Annotated in this window: 17 protein-coding genes; 16 read left to right on the top strand and 1 reads right to left on the bottom strand. The window is 67.9% G+C overall.

What is annotated here, in order from left to right:
* Positions 1-310 precede the first annotated feature (310 nt).
* From infC to B3611_RS08560, 4 genes are all read left to right on the top strand, one after another.
* Positions 311-832 carry a translation initiation factor IF-3 gene (infC, locus tag B3611_RS08575; RefSeq protein ID WP_291314727.1) on the top strand — a complete coding sequence of 174 codons (522 nt, stop codon included), beginning with the start codon at positions 311-313 and terminating at the stop codon, positions 830-832.
* A gap of 31 nt (positions 833-863) precedes the next feature.
* A complete protein-coding gene (gene rpmI, locus B3611_RS08570; RefSeq protein ID WP_291314666.1) occupies positions 864-1,058 on the top strand; it encodes a 50S ribosomal protein L35 in 195 nt (64 codons plus the stop codon).
* A gap of 50 nt (positions 1,059-1,108) precedes the next feature.
* Positions 1,109-1,492, top strand: a complete 384-nt coding sequence (gene rplT, locus B3611_RS08565) for a 50S ribosomal protein L20 (protein WP_291314665.1) — start codon at positions 1,109-1,111, stop codon at positions 1,490-1,492.
* An 83-nt stretch (positions 1,493-1,575) separates the two neighbouring features.
* Entirely contained in the window at positions 1,576-2,394 is an 819-nt protein-coding gene (locus B3611_RS08560; RefSeq protein WP_291314664.1) for a TrmH family RNA methyltransferase, read from the top strand.
* Positions 2,395-2,397: 3 nt separating this feature from the next.
* On the opposite strand, the gene B3611_RS08555 is transcribed toward B3611_RS08560, so the two are convergent.
* On the bottom strand, positions 2,398-3,366 hold the full coding sequence (locus B3611_RS08555; protein WP_291314663.1) for a 3,4-dioxygenase subunit beta: 969 nt from the start codon (positions 3,364-3,366) through the stop codon (positions 2,398-2,400).
* 275 nt (positions 3,367-3,641) lie between these two features.
* Here B3611_RS08555 and pheS point away from each other — a divergent pair, with 275 nt between their 5' ends.
* The 12 genes from pheS to tyrS all read left to right on the top strand — a co-directional run bounded on the left by pheS (position 3,642) and on the right by tyrS (position 17,456).
* The gene (pheS, locus tag B3611_RS08550; RefSeq protein ID WP_291314662.1) at positions 3,642-4,688 is read left to right on the top strand and encodes a phenylalanine--tRNA ligase subunit alpha; all 1,047 of its coding nucleotides are present in this window, start codon (positions 3,642-3,644) and stop codon (positions 4,686-4,688) included.
* 23 nt (positions 4,689-4,711) lie between these two features.
* Entirely contained in the window at positions 4,712-7,219 is a 2,508-nt protein-coding gene (pheT, locus tag B3611_RS08545; RefSeq protein WP_291314661.1) for a phenylalanine--tRNA ligase subunit beta, read from the top strand.
* A gap of 37 nt (positions 7,220-7,256) precedes the next feature.
* On the top strand, positions 7,257-8,300 hold the full coding sequence (gene argC, locus B3611_RS08540; RefSeq protein ID WP_291314660.1) for an N-acetyl-gamma-glutamyl-phosphate reductase: 1,044 nt from the start codon (positions 7,257-7,259) through the stop codon (positions 8,298-8,300).
* Between the two features lie 37 nt (positions 8,301-8,337).
* Positions 8,338-9,489 carry a bifunctional glutamate N-acetyltransferase/amino-acid acetyltransferase ArgJ gene (gene argJ, locus B3611_RS08535; RefSeq protein ID WP_291314659.1) on the top strand — a complete coding sequence of 384 codons (1,152 nt, stop codon included), beginning with the start codon at positions 8,338-8,340 and terminating at the stop codon, positions 9,487-9,489.
* A gap of 50 nt (positions 9,490-9,539) precedes the next feature.
* The gene (gene argB / locus B3611_RS08530; RefSeq protein ID WP_291314658.1) at positions 9,540-10,487 is read left to right on the top strand and encodes an acetylglutamate kinase; all 948 of its coding nucleotides are present in this window, start codon (positions 9,540-9,542) and stop codon (positions 10,485-10,487) included.
* Positions 10,484-11,695 carry an acetylornithine transaminase gene (locus B3611_RS08525; RefSeq protein WP_291314657.1) on the top strand — a complete coding sequence of 404 codons (1,212 nt, stop codon included), beginning with the start codon at positions 10,484-10,486 and terminating at the stop codon, positions 11,693-11,695. The genes argB and B3611_RS08525 overlap by 4 nt, the downstream gene beginning before the upstream one ends.
* The gene (gene argF, locus B3611_RS08520) at positions 11,695-12,642 is read left to right on the top strand and encodes an ornithine carbamoyltransferase (RefSeq protein ID WP_291314656.1); all 948 of its coding nucleotides are present in this window, start codon (positions 11,695-11,697) and stop codon (positions 12,640-12,642) included. Before B3611_RS08525 ends, argF begins: the two co-directional genes overlap by 1 nt.
* Positions 12,642-13,169: an arginine repressor gene (locus B3611_RS08515; protein WP_291314655.1), complete on the top strand. Its 528-nt coding sequence runs from the start codon at positions 12,642-12,644 to the stop codon at positions 13,167-13,169. The genes argF and B3611_RS08515 overlap by 1 nt, the downstream gene beginning before the upstream one ends.
* A gap of 130 nt (positions 13,170-13,299) precedes the next feature.
* Entirely contained in the window at positions 13,300-14,502 is a 1,203-nt protein-coding gene (locus B3611_RS08510; RefSeq protein WP_291314654.1) for an argininosuccinate synthase, read from the top strand.
* A complete protein-coding gene (gene argH / locus B3611_RS08505; RefSeq protein ID WP_291314653.1) occupies positions 14,503-15,948 on the top strand; it encodes an argininosuccinate lyase in 1,446 nt (481 codons plus the stop codon).
* A gap of 10 nt (positions 15,949-15,958) precedes the next feature.
* Entirely contained in the window at positions 15,959-16,141 is a 183-nt protein-coding gene (locus B3611_RS08500) for a Trm112 family protein (protein ID WP_291314652.1), read from the top strand.
* 49 nt (positions 16,142-16,190) lie between these two features.
* Positions 16,191-17,456, top strand: a complete 1,266-nt coding sequence (tyrS, locus tag B3611_RS08495; RefSeq protein ID WP_291314651.1) for a tyrosine--tRNA ligase — start codon at positions 16,191-16,193, stop codon at positions 17,454-17,456.
* The last annotated feature ends 162 nt before the right edge of the window (positions 17,457-17,618 follow it).

The raw sequence follows: 17,618 nt of genomic DNA, 5'->3' as shown, positions 1-17,618 counted from the left end.
ACATTACCTCGGACGGGCCGCGCAGGGACGGTTTGGCGCGGCGGGGGAGGCGTGCTAACCTCTACAGCACTACCGCCCGTTGCACCCTTTCGGGGCGCGCGGGCCACAAGTGGAGTTTCTCCCACCCCACGCCGCCTGGCAACAGGAAGGATACGGGTCAAGGGTACGGTGGGCGTCGCAAGGCGAATGCTGCACCTGGAAGGGCTCCCGTGACGCCGTTGGCGCGCGGGGGTTTTTGCGTGGGATGGACTCGACAAGAGTGGTTCGGTAGCGAACGACATTGTTTTTCCTCTAGTCATTAGGAGTTCTCATCAGCGCTGAAGCTCGGATCAATGAACGCATCCGCGTTCCCGAAGTTCGTCTCGTCGGCCCGTCCGGCGAGCAGGTGGGAATCGTCCGCACGGACGACGCCCGCAAACTGGCTTACGAAGCCGACCTCGACCTGGTCGAGGTGGCGCCTTCCGCAAAGCCGCCGGTGGCCAAGATCATGGACTACGGCAAGTTCAAGTACGAGCAGGACCAGAAGGCCCGCGAGTCGCGGAAGAACCAGCAGCAGACCGTGGTGAAGGAACAGAAGTTCCGTCCCAAGATCGATGACAACGACTACAACACGAAGAAAGCCAACGTCGAGCGCTTCCTGGAAAAGGGTAACAAGGTCAAGGTCACGATCATGTTCCGCGGCCGCGAGCAGTCCCGGCCGGAGCTCGGCTACCGTCTCCTGGAGCGTCTCGCCGACGACATTGGGGATCTCGGGGTGGTCGAGTCCCGTCCGAAGCAGGACGGCCGCAACATGACCATGGTCTTCGGGCCGTCCCGCAAGGGCAAGAAGTAGCATTCATTCTCAACTCTGAAGGGCTTTCAACATGAAGCAGAAGACCCACAAGGGCACCGCCAAGCGTATCAAGGTCAATGGCAAGGGCAAGCTCTTCCGTGAGCAGGCCGGCAAGCGCCACCTGAACGAGAAGCTGTCCTCCAAGCGCCGCCGCAAGCTCTCCGGCACGGTCGAGGTCGCACCGGCCGATGTCAAGCGCATGAAGCGCCTCCTCGGCAAGTCCTAGCACTGCCCGAAGTTAAACAACCGAACGATCCAGACAAGGAAGTATGACTCATGGCACGTGTTAAGCGTTCAGTCAATGCCAAGAAGAAGCGCCGCGCAATCCTCAAGTCCGCCAAGGGCTACCGCGGCCAGCGCTCCCGCCTGTACCGCAAGGCCAAGGAGCAGTGGCTCCACTCCCAGACCTACGCGTACCGCGACCGCCGCCAGCGCAAGAACGAGTTCCGCAAGCTGTGGATCCAGCGCATCAACGCCGCGGCCCGCATGAACGACATCACCTACAACCGCCTCATCCACGGCCTGAAGCTGGCCGAGGTTGAGGTCGACCGCAAGATCCTTGCCGAGCTCGCGGTCAACGACTTCGCCGCTTTCTCCGCGATCTGCGAGATCGCCAAGAACGCCCTCCCGGAGGATGTCAACGCCCCCAAGGCTGCCTAAGCTCCACCCTTCACGACGCCCGCCCCGCGCTTCACCGCGTGCGGCGGGCGTTCTCGTATGCCCGGCGCGTATCCTGTACCACCATGGCCGTCGACTTCTCCGAACCCTTCACCGAGCGCACCCCCCGTATCGTCAACGCGGCGAAGCTGAACAGGGCGCAGGGGCGTCGCAAAGTCGGGCGTTTCCTGGCCGAGGGGGCGAACTCGGTGGAGGCCGCGGTGGCCACCGGGGCCGCGACCGACGTCTTCGTCACGCAGCGCGCGGCTGCGGAGTTCGACGAGATCCTCACCACCGCCGAATACATGAACGTCTACGCGCACGCGATCACGGACAGGGCCGCGGCTCACCTCGCGGACACCGTGCACTCCACCGGCATCTTCGCGGTGTGCACCCCGGTGCTGTGGACCCTCGGCTCGGTCTTGCGCGGGAGGCCGAGGTTTGTCGCGGTGGGGGTGGGCACCCGCGACCCGGGCAACGCCGGGACTCTCATCCGCATCGCGGACGTGTGCGGGGCGGATGCCGTCGTCTTCGCGGGCGACACGGTGGACCCCGAGTCGGGCAAGGCGGTGCGCGCCTCCGCGGGTTCGCTGTTCCACGTTCCTGTCGCCCGCGAGCGCAACGTGGCGGACGCGATGGGTCAGCTGCGCGCGGCGGGCCTGAAGCTCGCGGCGACAACGATGGACGGGGAGGTCCCCCTGGGCGAGGCGGGGGAGCGTCTGGGTGAGCCCACCGCGTGGCTGTTCGGCAATGAGGCGCACGGACTGCCGGCTGAGTTGGTGGCTTCCGCGGACTACAGGGTGTCCATCCCGATCCGCGGCAGTGCGGAGTCGCTCAACCTGGCAACGGCCGCCGCGATGTGCATGTGGGAGTCCTCCAAGGCGCTGTTCCCGCCGGAGGGGTAGCCCCTACCTGCTCGGCGGTTCCGGCGGCGTGCCCCCCATCGGCGGGGTCCCTCCCATCGGAGGGGTGCCCCCGGGCGCGTCTCCGGGCCCGCCTGGCATGGCCCCGCCACTGTTGGCCGTGGTGGTGTCGATCGGGATGTCGATGCTGAACTCGTAGCCCGCCTGGGTTCCCCCGCTGACGGTGGGCAGCTGCTGCTCCCAGCCGTCCGAGAACACGTTGTCGGTGGTCAGGCTCACCTTGTTCAGGTTGGCAGTGGAGTCGCCGTAGTTGCCCGTGGCGTAGACGGACGCGGCCACATTCTCCGGCACGGCGATCTGCGAGGTGAGGATGGCCTTGGTGGAGTCGGTGATGTCGTCTACCGAGCGGAAGACCTCGAAGTGGATGTGCGGCCAGCGGCCGTCGTAGCAGCCGGGGACGATGGTGGTGAACTCGACGGACCCGTCGTCACCGGTGACCTGGACACCGCGCAGGTAGGTCTCGTCCTCCAATCCCGTGGAGTACATGGAGTACTTGCCCTCGGCGTTGCAGTGCCAGACGTAGATGGCGGCGCCCGCCATGGGCGAGTTGGAGTTGACCATGTCGACGATGTTCATTCTCAGGGTGAGCGGAATGCCGCTCGCCGTCGCGCCCCCGCCGATGGAGCCGCGGATGTCGCGGCGCTCCACTCCGACCTTTTCCAGCACGTCGGGACCGTTCGAGCCGTCCCCGGGGTACGGCCCGGCGGTTTCGGTCTTCATTTCCGCCAGGGCGGCGGCCGCAGACGTGGCCGTTGCCGGAGCGGTGGTACCCGCGCCAGCACCCGAGGGGGCGCAGGCGGCGAGCGCGACAGAGCCGGCGCCGACCCCGAGGATGCCGAGCAGGCGCCGCCGCGAGACGCGGGCGTCGATGGTGGCAAGGTCGAAGGCGAGGCCCTGATCCTCGACATCCTCGTCCGGGCGGTGGAGGGCGCGGCCCTCGAATAGATGAGCCATAATGTGTCCTTTCGGTGTCCCGCGGAAAGCGGGTGAGCGGGTGATGTGAAGGAGAGGTTAGGGTGCTGCGCTGCACCGACGGTGGGGGTGGGCCACGGGGAGACGGGGAAGACGGGGTGAAGCTACCGACACTTTTCTGAACGTTTGCTGTATGAGTTGGCGGCCGCCGGGGCCGACCCGGGGACGCCGCGACCTCCCGGCGGGCGGGGGAGTGGGCGCGGGTATGCTGGGGATCACTTTTACGTCACAATGCCGAGTCACTGGAAGGGACGAGCGTGTCCGACACCCCCGACGTCCAACTAACCGAGCAGTCTCTCAACGAGGCCGCCGATGCGGCCATCGCGGCCTTCTCTGCTGCGGCGGATCTGCCCGCGCTGGAGGAAGCCCACCGGCAGCACCTCGGCGAGCAGGCGTTTCTGCCCCAAGCCCGTCGCGCCCTCGGTTCGCTGCCCAAGGATCAGCGCAAGGATGCCGGGCGGCTGGTGAACATGGCGCGCGGACGGGTGGAGAAGGAGTACGCCACCGTCCGCGCCGTCCGTGAGGCGGAGTACCGCGAGCAGCAGCTGCGCGAGGAAAAGGTGGACGTCACTCTGCCCAGCACCCGCACCCAGGTGGGCGCAATGCACCCCATCACCGCTCTGAGCGAGCAGATCGCGGATATCTTCGTCGGCATGGGGTGGGAGATCGCCGAGGGCCCCGAGGTCGAGGCCGAGTACTTCAACTTCGACGCCCTGAACTTCATCCCCGACCACCCCGCCCGGACCCTCCAGGACACCTTCTACGTGGGCGAGGAGGGCTCCAAGCAGGTCCTGCGTACGCACACCTCCCCCGTGCAGGTGCGCACGATGCTCGAGCGTGACGTGCCGGTCTACATCGCCTGCCCGGGCCGCGTGTTCCGCACCGACGAGCTGGACGCGACGCACACGCCCGTGTTCCACCAGATAGAGGGGTTGGCCGTCGACAAGGGCCTGACGATGGCCCACCTGCGCGGCACCCTCGACCACCTGGCCCGTGTTCTCTTCGGGCCCGGGACGAAGACCCGCATGCGCACCAACTACTTCCCCTTCACCGAGCCCTCCGCAGAGGTTGACGTGTGGTTCCCGAACAAGAAGGGCGGCGCCGGCTGGATCGAGTGGGGCGGCTGCGGCATGGTCAACCCGAACGTCCTGCGGGCAGTCGGTGTCGACCCCGAGGAGTACTCCGGTTTCGCCTTCGGGATGGGCCTGGAGCGCACCCTGCAGTTCCGCAACGGGCTGACCGACATGCGCGACATGGTCGAGGGCGACGTCCGTTTCACCATTCCGTTCGGCGTACAGGCCTAAGACAGGCGTAGGAGACACACATCATGCTGATTTCGCACAACTGGATCACCACCCTCCTGCGTCGCGCAGGAAACGATGATTGGCAGGTCACGCCGGAGGAACTCGATTCCGGGTTTGTCCGCGTCGGCTTCGAGACGGAGGGGTACGCACCCCTGCCCGAGACCACCGGGCCGCTCGTGGTCGGCCGCGTTCTCAAGATTGAGGAGCTCACCGGGTTCAAGAAGCCCATCCGCTACTGCCAGGTCGACGTCGGCCAGGCGAACGGCACCGGGGACCCGCAGGGCATCATCTGCGGGGCGCGCAACTTTGCCGAGGGTGACCTGGTGGTCGTGTCTCTGCCGGGTGCCGAGCTGCCGGGCGGGTTCAAGATTGCCGCCCGCGAAACCTACGGCCACATCTCCAACGGCATGATGGCCTCCGCCGCCGAGCTCGGCATGACCGCGCGCAGCGAGGGAATCATCACGCTGCCGGAGGTCTTCGGCGCACCCGGTGACGATGCCCGCGCGGGCCTCGGGCTCAACGACACCATCTTCGACGTCAACATCACTCCTGACCGTGGTTACGCCCTGTCTGCCCGAGGTCTGACGCGTGAGATCGCCTCAGCATTCGGTCTGGAATACCGGGACATGGCGGACGAGCCGGTGCTGAGCGGTGTGGATGTCTCCGGCGTACCCGCCGCGAGTGGTGCGCTCATCGACGTCCAGGTCGAGTCATCCACCAAAGCGAAGCGTTTCGGCCTGCGCAAGGTGGAGGGGATCGACCCCTCCGCCCCCGCGCCGTTCTGGTTGCAGCGCGAGCTGATGCTCTGCGGCATCCGCTCCGTCAACGCCGCGACCGACGTGACCAACTACGTCATGCTCCTGCTCGGCCAGCCGATGCACGCCTTCGATGCCGATCAGATCAGCGGTGCCCTGCGCGTGCACAACGCCGCGGGCGGTGAGAAATTTGAGACGCTCGATCACACCGTGCGAATCCTCACCCCCGGTGACGTGGTCATTTCCGATGACTCCGGCATCCAGTCGCTGGCGGGTGTCATGGGTGGCACCAGGTCCGAGATCTCCTCCGGGACCACCAACGTGTACTTCGAGGCGGCGACGTGGGACGAGCTCACCGTCGCGCGCACCGCACGCCGGCACAAGCTCAGCTCCGAAGCGTCACGACGTTTCGAGCGCGGTGTGGACCCCGCCATCGTTGAGGTGGCACTCGATCTCGCCTGCGCCCTCCTCGTCGACTGCGCCGGCGGAACCGTCTCCCCCGGCCGCACCCTGGTGGGGGAGGTGCCGCAGCGTGGCACCATCACCATGCGAGCCAGCCGCCCGTCCGAGCTTGTCGGCGTCGACTACAGCGCGGAAACCGTGCGCCGCCGCCTCGAGGAGGTCGGCTGCTCCGTCGTCGCCGACGGTGAGGTGCTGCGTGTGACCCCGCCGACGTGGCGCGGCGATCTGAACAAGCCGGTGGAGCTGGTCGAGGAGATCGTGCGCCTCGAGGGCCTCGACGCCATCCCCTCGATCCTCCCGACGCCCCGCGGGGGCCGTGGGCTTTCGCCCGTGCAGAAGCGCCGCCGGGCCGTGACCCACGCTCTGGCGTACTCCGGTTATGTGGAGGTCATTCCCACACCGTTCATCGCCAACGACGTCTTCGACAAATGGGGCCTCGGCGCCGACGACCCGCGACGCAACACCGTGCGTGTGCAGAACCCGCTGGACAACGACTACGGGGTCCTCGGCACCACGCTCCTGCCGTCCATGCTCGAGGCCGTGGGGCGCAACGTAGCCCGTGGCCGGCGGGACCTTTCCCTGTTCTCTGTCGCCCAGGTGGCGTTCAAGCGCGGCGAGCGCTCGCCGCTGCCGGCCGTGACCGCGAAGCCGGACGCGGCGACGATCGCGGAGCTCATCGAGTCCCTGCCCGAGCAGAACCTGCACGCCGCCACGGTCGCCATCGGCGCCAGCGAGCTTGATGGCCCGTGGGGCCAGGGGCGGGATTACACCTGGGCCGATGCCATCGAATCCGCCCGCGTGGTGGCGCGCGCGGCGGGTGTCGGGCTCGACGTGGAGTCCGCGGAGCACCTGCCGTGGCACCCCGGGCGCTGCGCTGCGCTCAGCGTCGGCGGCCGCGTCGTCGGGTACGCCGGTGAACTGCATCCCCAGGTTCTGGAGACCCTCGAGCTGCCCGCCCGGACCTGCGCGATGGAGATCGACCTTTCAGCGTTGCCCTTCGACGAGAACCTTCCCGCGCCCGTTCTTTCCGCTTTCCCGGCGGTGAACCAGGACATCGCCCTCGTCGTGGACGAGGAGGTCCCCGCCGAGGCGGTGCGGAGGGCCGTGGAGGAGGGTGCCGGAGAGCTTGTGGAGCGAGTCACGCTTTTCGACGTCTACCGCTCCGCGCAGCTGGGGGAGGGGAAAAAGTCCCTGGCGTTCGGGCTCGTCTTCCGTGCGCCGGACCGCACGCTGACCGAAGCCGAGGCCTCGGAGGCGCGCATGTCGGCGGCGGAGGCCGCACGGGAGAAGTTTGGCGCGGAGATGCGTGCATAACTTGCAGAATCGCGCATAATTGCGTACGGTCAAGGATATGACAGTGAAAGTAGCGGTGGCCGGGGCCACCGGGTACGCCGGGGGAGAGATCCTCCGGCTCCTCCTCGGCCACCCCCGGTTCCAATCGGGGGAGCTTGAAATCGGCGCGCTGACGGGCAACAGCAACGCCGGGCAGGACGTCGCCACGCTCATGCCCCACATCGCTCCGCTGGCCGACCGCGTCATCGAACCCACGTCGGCCGAGGTCCTGGAGGGCCACGACGTGGTTTTCCTCGGCCTGCCCCACGGCCATTCAGCCGAGATCGCGCGCGAGCTTCCCGATTCCGTACTGATCCTCGACTGCGCCGCGGATTTTCGCCTGCGTGACGCGGGAGAATGGACCCGCTACTACGGCGGAAAGCACGCCGGATGCTGGCCCTATGGCATTCCCGAGATGCCAGGACACCGGGAGCGGATCGCCTCCGCGACCCGGGTGGCCGTCCCGGGCTGTTTTCCCACCGGAGCGACTCTGGCCGCCCTTCCCGCCGTTGCGCTGGGGTTGGCGGAGCCCGATCTCACCGTCGTTTCCGTCAGCGGGGTCTCCGGCGCGGGCAAGAAGGCTTCGGTGCAGATGCTCGGATCCGAGACCATGGGCTCCCTGCGGGCCTACAACACCGCGGGGCGCCACCGGCATACCCCGGAGATCGCGCAGAACATAGCGGAGGTCACGGACCGCCCGGTCAGCGTCAGCTTCACGCCGGTTCTCGCACCCCTGCCGCGCGGTATCCTCACCACGGTGACGGCGCCGGTCACGGGCGGTGTGACGACGGAACGGATACGCGCCGCCTACGCGGATTTCTACCGCGGTGAGCCCTTCATCCGCGTTCTGCCGGAGCGTGTCCTGCCGGAGACCCAGAACGTCGTCGGGTCCAACATGTGCCACCTCCAGGCCGAAGTGGACGAGGCGGCGGGCAAGCTGCTGGTGACGGCGGCCATCGACAACCTCACGAAGGGCACCGCCGGTGCGGCCGTACAGTGCATGAACCTCGCCCTCGGATGGGACGAAACCGCTGGCCTTCCCACTGTCGGCGTCGCCCCCTAGCCGCCCGAGACCGCATCCAAACGAAGGAGACCCGCCCATGACGGTCACCACCCCCCGGGGTTTCTCAGCCGCCGCCACAACCGCCGGCATCAAACCCTCCGGCAACCCGGACATGGCCCTTGTGCTCAACGAGGGCCCCGAGTTCAACGCCGCGGCCGTGTTCACCCGCAACCGCGTTGTCGCCTCGCCCGTGAAGGTTTCCCGTCGCGCCGTGGAGGACGGTGAGCTGAAAGCGGTCCTGTTCAATTCGGGCAACGCCAACGCCTGCAACGGCAGGCAGGGTGACATCGACGCCGAGGAGGAACAGGAACTCGCTTCGAACGCGCTCGGACTCGGCGCAGGCGATGTCGCAGTGTGCTCCACGGGTCTGATCGGGGAGCTGCTGCCGATGGACAAGGTTCGCGCCGGCATCGCCGAGCTTGCCGGCGGACTGGGTGACAACGGGGCTGCCGCCGCGCGCGCGATCATGACCACCGACACCGTGGCCAAGGAGGCCTCGTTCAGAGGCGACGGGTGGACCGTGGGGGCGATGGGGAAGGGCGTCGGCATGATGGCTCCCTCCCTGGCGACAATGCTCGTGTGCGTCACCACGGACGCGTCGGTTAGCAGCGCCTCTCTTTCCGAGGCCCTGCGCAAGGCCACCGCCCTCACCTTCGACACACTCGACATCGACGGTTCGACATCCACGAACGACACGGTCATCGCGATGGCCAACGGAGCGAGCGGTGTAGTGCCCTCGCAGGCCGAGATCGAAGCGGCCATCCACAAGGTGTGCTCCAATCTCGCGGCGCAGATGCAGGCCGATGCCGAGGGGGTGACCAAGCGCGTCTCCATCACGGTGGAGGGGACAGGCAGCGACGACCAGGCGCGCAACGCGGCGCGCACGATCGGGCGTGACAACCTGTTCAAATGCGCCATGTTCGGCTCCGATCCGAACTGGGGCCGCACCCTCGCCGCCGTCGGCATGGCCGATGCGGAGATGGACCCAGAGCACATCAGCGTCAGCTTCAACGGCCAGCCCGTGTGCATCGACTCCACCGGCGCCCCCGGCGCGCGCGAGGTCGATCTGACGGGCACGGACATCGACGTGCTGGTGAACCTGGGCACCGGCGGCCCGGGACGCGCGACGGTGCGCACCACCGACCTCTCCCACGCCTACGTGGAGATCAATTCCGCCTACAGCACGTAGGAGTTCCGTGCCCCAGCCAAACCAGTCCGAACCATTAAGCCGGTGACCCAATGAACGAGCCAGTCCTTCCCCTGAACAACGAAACGCGAGCCCACGTGCTCGCCGAGGCTCTGCCGTGGCTGCAGTACTACCGCGACAAGATCGTCGTGGTGAAGTACGGCGGCAACGCCATGATCGACGAGTCCCTCAAGGCCGCCTTCGCCGCAGATATGGTCTTCCTCCGGACGGTGGGGGCGAAGCCCGTCGTCGTGCACGGCGGCGGCCCCCAGATCTCCGCCATGCTCTCGCGCCTCGGCCTCGACGGTGGCGAGTTCGTCGGAGGTTTCCGCGTCACCACCCCGGAGATCCTGGAGGTCGTGCGGATGGTCCTCTTCGGGCAGGTCGGCCGCGACCTGCTCGGGAAGATCAACTCGCACGGCCCTTACGCGGTGGGCACCTCGGGCGAGGACGCGGGGCTCTTCCGCGCCGTGCGCCGGCGAGTCGAGCGGGACGGTGAGCTCCTCGACATCGGGCTCGTGGGCACCATCGTCGACGTCAACCCCTCGGCCGTGATGGACATCATCGAGGCTGGCCGAATCCCGGTCGTCTCCGGCATCGCCCCGGGTGAGGACGGCGACGTGTACAACATCAACGCGGATGAGGCCGCGGGCGCCCTTGCCGCGGCCATCGGGGCGGACCGCCTCGTCGTGCTCACCAACGTCGAGGGCCTCTACACCGACTGGCCCAACACGGATTCGCTCCTCTCGAAGATCGAGGTGGGTCAGTTGGAGAAGATGATGCCACAGCTCGATTCCGGCATGATCCCGAAGATGGAGGCCTGCTTCACCGCGGTGCGGGGAGGGGTCAAGGCCGCCCACGTCATCGACGGCCGCATCGCCCACTCGGTGCTCCTCGAGCTGCTCACCATGGGGGGAGTGGGAACCATGGTGCTTCCCGACGCCTACGACGCGGCGAACTACCCAGAAGGAACCGTCTTTCGAAAGGATGACCAGGCATGAGCGACACCCTCTCCCAGTGGGGTGAGGTGCTGATGAACAACTACGGCACTCCCTCGATTGAGCTGGTCTCCGGGCGCGGCGCCACCGTTGTCGACTCTGAGGGCAACGAGTACATCGACCTCCTGGCCGGAATCGCCGTCAACGCCCTCGGCCACGCCCACCCCGCGGTAGTGGAGGCCGTGACGGCTCAGGTCTCCAGCCTCGGGCACGTCTCCAACCTCTTCGCCTCCGCACCCGCCGTGCGCCTCGCGCAGCGGCTCAAGGCGATTGTTGGCGACGACTCCGCCCGCGTCTTCTTCTGCAACTCCGGCGCGGAGGCCAACGAGGCGGCCTTCAAGATCGCCCGGCTCACGGGGCGCGGCCGGGTGCTCGCCGCGCACCACGGCTTCCACGGCAGGACGATGGGGGCCCTCGCGCTGACGGGGCAGCCGGACAAGAGGGCGCCCTTCGAGCCCCTCGTCCCGGGAGCGGAGTTCTACCCCTACGGGGACATGGACTACCTGCGCACCCTGGTCGAGATGAACCCCGGGGAGGTCGCCGCGATCTTCGCCGAGCCGATCCAGGGTGAGACGGGTGTGATTCCGGCTCCCGAGGGGTTCCTGCGGGGCGTTCGGGAACTGTGCGACGAATACGGCATCCTCATGGTGGTGGATGAGGTGCAGACGGGCGTCGGCCGCACGGGCGATTTCTTCGCCTTCCAGCACGAGGGGGTCGCGCCGGATGTCGTCACCATGGCCAAGGGCCTCGGTGGGGGGTTTCCCCTCGGCGCGGTCATCGCCTGCGGGCCCGCCGCCTCGCTGTTCACCCCGGGGTCCCACGGGACGACGTTCGGGGGAAACCCCGTGGTGTGCGCCGCCGCCAACGCCGTTCTCGACGTGGTGGACGCGGAGTTCACCGCTGCCGTCGCCGCAAAGGGGTCCGCGTTCGCCCGCGGGCTGGGCGAAATCGACGGTGTCGCGGAGGTGCGCGGCCGCGGACTCATGCTCGGTGCCGTTCTCGATGAACCTCTGGCCAGGGAGGTGGTCACGGAGGGTCTCGCACACGGGGTGATCCTGAACGCGCCGTCGCCAAGCGTCGTGCGGCTCACGCCCCCGCTCGTAATCACGGAAAGCGAGATCGCCGATGCCACCGACCGCATTGCGGCGACCCTGGCGGCGTGCCGGAACGCCCGCTCCGGCAACCTCAACACGAAGGAAGGTACCCACTGATGGACACCACCCCCCGGCATTTTCTCGCCGACGATGACCTCACCCCCGCCGAGCAGGCTGAGGTGCTCGAGCTGGCCGCGGAGCTGAAGCGCGAGCCCCTGTCGCGCCGCCCGCTCGAGGGGCCGTTGTCGGTCGCCGTGCTCTTCGACAAGACCTCCACCCGGACGCGCTTCTCCTTCGACGCCGGCATCGCCCACCTCGGCGGCCACGCCATCGTGACGGAGACGGGAAACTCCCAGATGGGCAAGGGGGAAACCTACCAGGACACGGGCGCGGTCCTCTCGCGGTACGTGGAGGCCATCGTGTGGCGCACCTACGCCCACCGGAACCTGCTGGACATGGCGGAGACGGCCACCGTCCCCATGATCAACGCCCTCTCCGACGACCTGCACCCGTGCCAGATCCTCGCCGACCTGCAGACCTGCGTGGAGAACCTCTGCCCGGACGAGGGGCCCGCCGGTTTGAAGGGGAGGAAGGCCGTCTACCTGGGCGACGGCAACAACAACATGGCGAACTCGTACATGATCGGCTTCGCCACGGCGGGGATGGACATCTCCATCGTCGGCCCGGAGGGGTTCCTACCGGAACAGCCGTTCATCGACCGTGCGCAGGATCGTGCCCGGGAGACCGGGGCGAGCGTCACCGTCTCCACCAGCCTCGATGAGGTTGCCGGCGCAGACGTGGTTATCGCGGACACCTGGGTCTCCATGGGAATGGAGGACGACGGCAAGGACCGTCGCACGCCATTTTTGCCCTACCAGGTCACCGCTGAGGTGATGGGGTGCGCCAATCCCGGCGCCATCTTCCTGCACTGCCTCCCCGCCTACCGCGGCAGCGAGGTCGCGGCGGAGGTCATCGACGGTCCCGCCTCCCGCGTGTTCGACGAGGCCGAGAACCGCCTGCACGCGCAGAAAGCTTTGCTCGTCTGGCTTTTGGAGCACCAGTGATGGGGCAGCCCGTCTCGCGCACCGCCCGCCAGGCGCGCATTCTCGAGATCCTCGCCGCCACCAGGGTGTCCTCGCAGGTTCAGCTCTCGGAGCTGTTGCTTGACGACGGCATCGACATTACTCAGGCGACGCTCTCCCGCGACCTCGACGAGCTTGGCGCGAAGAAGGTCCGCCCCGCCGGGGGAGGGAGGGCGTTCTACACCGTCAACGCCGACGGTGAGGCGCTCGGCCGGGTCCACTCGGGCCCGCGGGAGAAACTGCGCCGCATGCTCGACGAGCTCGTCGTGTCCGCCGACCATTCGGGCTCCATGGCCGTGCTGCGCACCCCGCCGGGCGCCGCGCAGTACCTGGCCAGCTACATCGACCGTGTGGGGCTGGAGCAGGTCGTAGGCTCCATCGCCGGCGACGACACGATCTTTGTCCTGGCCCGGGACCCCCTGTCCGGACGCGAGCTGGCGGACCTGCTGCTCGGGGGCCCGGCGGACCCGTCTCCCGGGGTTCCGGGGAGGGGCGGGGAGGGGAGCTGACGGCTTCCCCGGTGCTGTGAAACCCCGGGCCCGGCGTGTCCGGCCGGACCGGTATTCTGACGGACAGACCTCCACTACCCATAATTCGATCGCGGGCGCCCGGAAAGGGCCCCGGCAAAGGAGATTCACCATGACCAACCGCGTTGTTCTCGCGTACTCCGGAGGCCTCGACACCTCCGTGGCCATTCCCTACCTGGGTGAGATGCTGGAGGGTGATGTCGTCGCCGTGGCCCTCGACCTGGGCCAGGGCGGGGAGGACATGGAGTCCGTGCGCCAGCGCGCGCTCGCCTGCGGTGCAGTCGAGTCGATCGTCGTCGACGCCAAGGACGAGTTCGCGGAGGGCTACTGCCTGCCCGCCATCAAGGCGAACGCCCTCTACCAGGGCGAGTACCCCCTCGTCTCCGCCATCTCGCGCCCGCTGATTGTCAAGCACCTCGTGCAGGCGGCGCAGGAGCACGGGGGCACCCATGTCGCCCACGGCTGCACCGGCAAGGGCAACGACCAGGTCCGCTTCGAGGTCGGCTTCCTCAACCAGGATCCGGACCTCGAGATCGTCGCGCCGGCACGCGACTACGCCTGGACACGCGACAAGGCCATCGAGTACGCCGAGGGGAAGAACCTGCCCATCGAGCAGTCCGCCTCGTCGCCGTTCTCGATTGACCAGAACGTGTGGGGGCGCGCCGTGGAGACGGGTTTCCTCGAAGACCTGTGGAACCCGCCGACCAAGGACCTCTACGCGTACACCGAGGATCCGGCCATGGGCAACGCCCCCGACGAGGTGATCATTTCCTTCGAGGCCGGCAAGCCCGTCGCCATCGACGGTCGCCAGGTCACCGTCTTGGAGGCGATCGAGGAGCTCAACCGCCGCGCCGGTGCCCAGGGCATCGGGCGTCTCGACATGGTGGAGGATCGCCTCGTGGGCATCAAGTCCCGCGAGGTTTACGAGGCCCCGGGTGCGGTCACGCTCATCACCGCCCACAAGGCTCTCGAGGACGTCACCGTCGAGCGCGAGCTCGCTCGCTACAAGAGGCTCATCGACGCCCGGTGGTCCGAGGAGGTCTACGACGGCCTCTGGTTCGGCCCGTTGAAGCGCTCCCTCGACGCATTCATCGACTCCACCCAGGAGCACGTCACCGGCGACATCCGCATGGTGCTCCACGCGGGCAAGGCCGTGGTCAACGGCCGCCGCTCCAACCACTCCCTCTACGACTTCAACCTGGCCACCTACGACACCGGCGACACCTTCGACCAGACCCTGGCCAAGGGCTTTGTCCGCCTCCACGGCCTATCGTCGCAGATTGCGAACAAGCGCGACCGCGAGGCCGGGAAGTAAATGGGACAGCACAAGACGAACGAGGGCGCCCTGTGGGGAGGGCGCTTCTCCGGCGGGCCGTCCGAGGCCATGTTCGCCCTGTCGGTGTCCACCCACTTCGACTGGGTTCTCGCCCCCTACGACGTCCTCGCCTCGAAGGCGCACGCGAAGGTGCTGAACCGCGCGGGTCTGCTCTCCGACACCGACCTCGAGACCATGCTCGACGGGCTTGACCGCTTGGGCCGCGACGTCGCGGACGGCAGCTTCGTTCCGCAGCCGACCGATGAGGATGTCCACGGCGCCATGGAGCGCGGTCTCATCGAGCGCGTCGGGCCCGAGGTGGGCGGGCGCCTCCGAGCTGGGCGCTCGCGCAACGACCAGGTCGCCACGATGTTTCGTATGTGGTGCCGTGACGCGCTGCGCGGCGTGGCACTGGACATCACCGACCTCGTCGAGGCGCTGGTGCGCCAGGCGGAGGCGCACCCGGACGCGATCATGCCCGGCAAGACCCACTTCCAGGCGGCGCAGCCGATCCTCCTGGCCCACTCGCTCCTCGCCCACGCGCAGCCGCTTCTGCGGGACCTGGAGCGCATCCGCGATGCCGACAAGCGCCTCGCCGTCTCGCCCTACGGGTCGGGGGCGCTCGCCGGTTCATCCCTGCACCTCGACCCCGAGGCCATCGCCGCTGAGCTCGGTTTCGACTCCGCGGCGGACAACTCCCTCGACGGCACTGCGTCGCGCGACTTCGCCACCGAGGTGGCCTTCGTTCTCGCCCAGACGGCGGTGGACATGTCGCGCCTGGCGGAGGAGATCATCGCCTGGTCGACCCCGGAGTTCGGTTACGTCACGCTCGACGACGCCTGGTCGACCGGATCGTCCATCATGCCGCAGAAGAAGAACCCCGACGTGGCGGAGCTGGCCCGCGGCAAGTCCGGGCGCCTCATCGGCAACCTCACCGGGCTGCTCGCGACGCTGAAGGCGATGCCCCTGGCCTACAACCGGGACCTCCAGGAGGACAAGGAGCCGGTGCTCGACTCGGTCACCCAGCTGCGCATCCTCCTCCCGGCGATGACGGGTCTGGTTTCCACCCTTGATTTTCACGAGGAGCGCATGCGCGAGCTGGCTCCCGCCGGGTTCACCCTCGCGACGGATCTCGCCGAGTGGATGGTGCGCCGGGGCGTTCCCTTCCGCGAGGCGCACGAGGCCTCCGGCGCGTGCGTCCGCATCGCCGAGGCACGTGGCGTGGACCTCGTCGACCTGACGGATGAGGAACTGGCGGGCGTCGACAAGCGCCTCAGCCCGGATGTGCGCGAGGTGCTCACCATCGACGGCGCCGTCGCCTCGCGCGACACCCGCGGCGGGACGGCGCGCCCGCGGGTTGAGGAGCAGCGCGAGCGCGTCTCCCGGGCGAACACTGAATTCCGCGGGTGGGCTCAGGCCCCGGTGCGCAAGGACCCCACGACGTAGGATGGGGTGCATGAGTCTTGATCCGCAGCTTCTCGACGTCCTGGCCTGCCCGCAGGACAAGGGCCCGCTGACCTACCTCGAGGACGAGCAGCTCCTCGTCAACCCCCGACTGGGCATCGCCTACCGTATCGAGGACGACATTCCCGTCCTTCTCATCGACGAAGCCCAGCCCCACCCGGCCGACGCGCCCTAGCCTCCCGCCCGGGCGCGGGCACCAGACACAGCTAGACACAGAAAGCCCCATGAGTACCCAGAACAACATCATCGACGAGCTCGAGTGGCGTGGCCTGATCAACCAGTCCACGGACCTCGGCAACCTCCGCGAGGCCGCCGCCGCCCCCATCTCCCTGTACTGCGGCTTTGATCCGACCGGGCCGTCGCTCCACGCCGGCCACCTCGTTCCGCTGCTCATGCTGAGGCGCTTCCAGATGGCGGGGCACCGGCCGATCGTCCTCGCCGGCGGGGCCACCGGCATGATCGGCGACCCCCGCGACGTGGGGGAGCGCTCCATGAACTCCGCCGACACCGTCTCCGACTGGGCGGAGCGGATTTCGGGCCAGCTGTCCCGCTTCGTCGATTTCGAGGGGGAAAACGGGGCGCTGCTGGTCAACAACAACGACTGGACGCGGGACCTTGGGGTCATTGAGTTCCTCCGCGACGTGGGAAAGCACTTTTCGCTCTCCACCATGCTCGGGCGGGAGACGGTTAAGCGCCGCCTGGACAACGACGGAATCTCGTTCACCGAGTTCTCGTACATGCTCCTGCAGGCGAACGACTTCGTTCAGCTGCGCCGCACCTACGACTGCGTGCTGCAGGTCGGCGGCGGTGACCAGTGGGGCAACCTCGTCGCGGGGGTGGACCTCAACCGGCGCATGGACGGGGAGCAGGTGCACGCGCTGACGGTGCCGCTCGTCACCGACTCCGAGGGCAAGAAGTTCGGCAAGTCCACCGGCGGTGGTTCCCTCTGGCTCGATCCCGAGATGACCAGCCCGTACACCTGGTACCAGTACTTCGTGAACACGGCGGATGCCGATGTGATCAGGTACCTCCGCTGGTTCACGTTCCTCACCCGGGAGGAACTTGACGAGCTGGCCGTCGCGGTGGAGGAGCGTCCCTTCAAGCGGGAGGCGCAGAGGCGCCTGGCACAGGAAATGACCACCCTGGTCCACGGGGCCGACGCCACCGCGGCAGTCGAACTGGCCTCCCAGGCGCTCTTCGGGCGCGGGGACCTGAGTGTACTCGACTCTGCAACGCTCGAGTCCGCGATCCGGGAGACCACGGTGTACGACGCCGCTGAGGGAGACACGATCATTGACTACCTCGTCGGGACCGGCCTCTCGGAGTCCCGCGGCGCCGCCAGGCGCTCGATCAAGGAAGGCGGGGTGTACGCGAACAACTCGCGCGTCGAGTCCGACGAGTGGGCGCCGGCCGGGGAGGACTTCCTTCACGGGGAGTGGCTCGTTCTGCGCCGCGGCAAGAAGAACTTCGCTGGCGTGCGGCGCATCTAGCGGGACGCTTTGCGACGGCGGCGGGTCCTTACGGGCCCGCCGCTTTCGCGCTCCGACCAGCTGGTTTGCGTGGTTGTGGGTGTGGTGGTTATTGTTTCTTCTCGTCGCCGCGGCGAGGTTGTTCCCGGGTTTCGGGGGTCGGCCTGGTTGTGGTGGTGGGAT

The organism is Corynebacterium sp. UBA2622 (assembly GCF_002339505.1).
Classification (GTDB): Bacteria; Actinomycetota; Actinomycetes; order Mycobacteriales; family Mycobacteriaceae; genus Corynebacterium.
The sequence above is the reverse complement of the archived record's forward strand: the minus strand, read 5'-3'. Positions and strand labels throughout refer to the sequence as shown.

Excerpts from the sequence above, each read along its gene's own strand:
- rpmI (WP_291314666.1), top strand. The coding sequence starts at position 864 with ATGAAGCAGAAGACCCACAAGGGCACCGCCAAGCGTATCAAGGTCAAT.
- rplT (WP_291314665.1), top strand. The coding sequence starts at position 1,109 with ATGGCACGTGTTAAGCGTTCAGTCAATGCCAAGAAGAAGCGCCGCGCA.
- B3611_RS08560 (WP_291314664.1), top strand. The coding sequence starts at position 1,576 with ATGGCCGTCGACTTCTCCGAACCCTTCACCGAGCGCACCCCCCGTATC.
- B3611_RS08555 (WP_291314663.1), bottom strand. The coding sequence starts at position 3,366 with ATGGCTCATCTATTCGAGGGCCGCGCCCTCCACCGCCCGGACGAGGAT.
- pheT (WP_291314661.1), top strand. The coding sequence starts at position 4,712 with ATGCTGATTTCGCACAACTGGATCACCACCCTCCTGCGTCGCGCAGGA.
- argC (WP_291314660.1), top strand. The coding sequence starts at position 7,257 with ATGACAGTGAAAGTAGCGGTGGCCGGGGCCACCGGGTACGCCGGGGGA.
- argJ (WP_291314659.1), top strand. The coding sequence starts at position 8,338 with ATGACGGTCACCACCCCCCGGGGTTTCTCAGCCGCCGCCACAACCGCC.
- argB (WP_291314658.1), top strand. The coding sequence starts at position 9,540 with ATGAACGAGCCAGTCCTTCCCCTGAACAACGAAACGCGAGCCCACGTG.
- B3611_RS08525 (WP_291314657.1), top strand. The coding sequence starts at position 10,484 with ATGAGCGACACCCTCTCCCAGTGGGGTGAGGTGCTGATGAACAACTAC.
- argF (WP_291314656.1), top strand. The coding sequence starts at position 11,695 with ATGGACACCACCCCCCGGCATTTTCTCGCCGACGATGACCTCACCCCC.
- B3611_RS08515 (WP_291314655.1), top strand. The coding sequence starts at position 12,642 with ATGGGGCAGCCCGTCTCGCGCACCGCCCGCCAGGCGCGCATTCTCGAG.
- B3611_RS08510 (WP_291314654.1), top strand. The coding sequence starts at position 13,300 with ATGACCAACCGCGTTGTTCTCGCGTACTCCGGAGGCCTCGACACCTCC.
- argH (WP_291314653.1), top strand. The coding sequence starts at position 14,503 with ATGGGACAGCACAAGACGAACGAGGGCGCCCTGTGGGGAGGGCGCTTC.
- B3611_RS08500 (WP_291314652.1), top strand. The coding sequence starts at position 15,959 with ATGAGTCTTGATCCGCAGCTTCTCGACGTCCTGGCCTGCCCGCAGGAC.
- tyrS (WP_291314651.1), top strand. The coding sequence starts at position 16,191 with ATGAGTACCCAGAACAACATCATCGACGAGCTCGAGTGGCGTGGCCTG.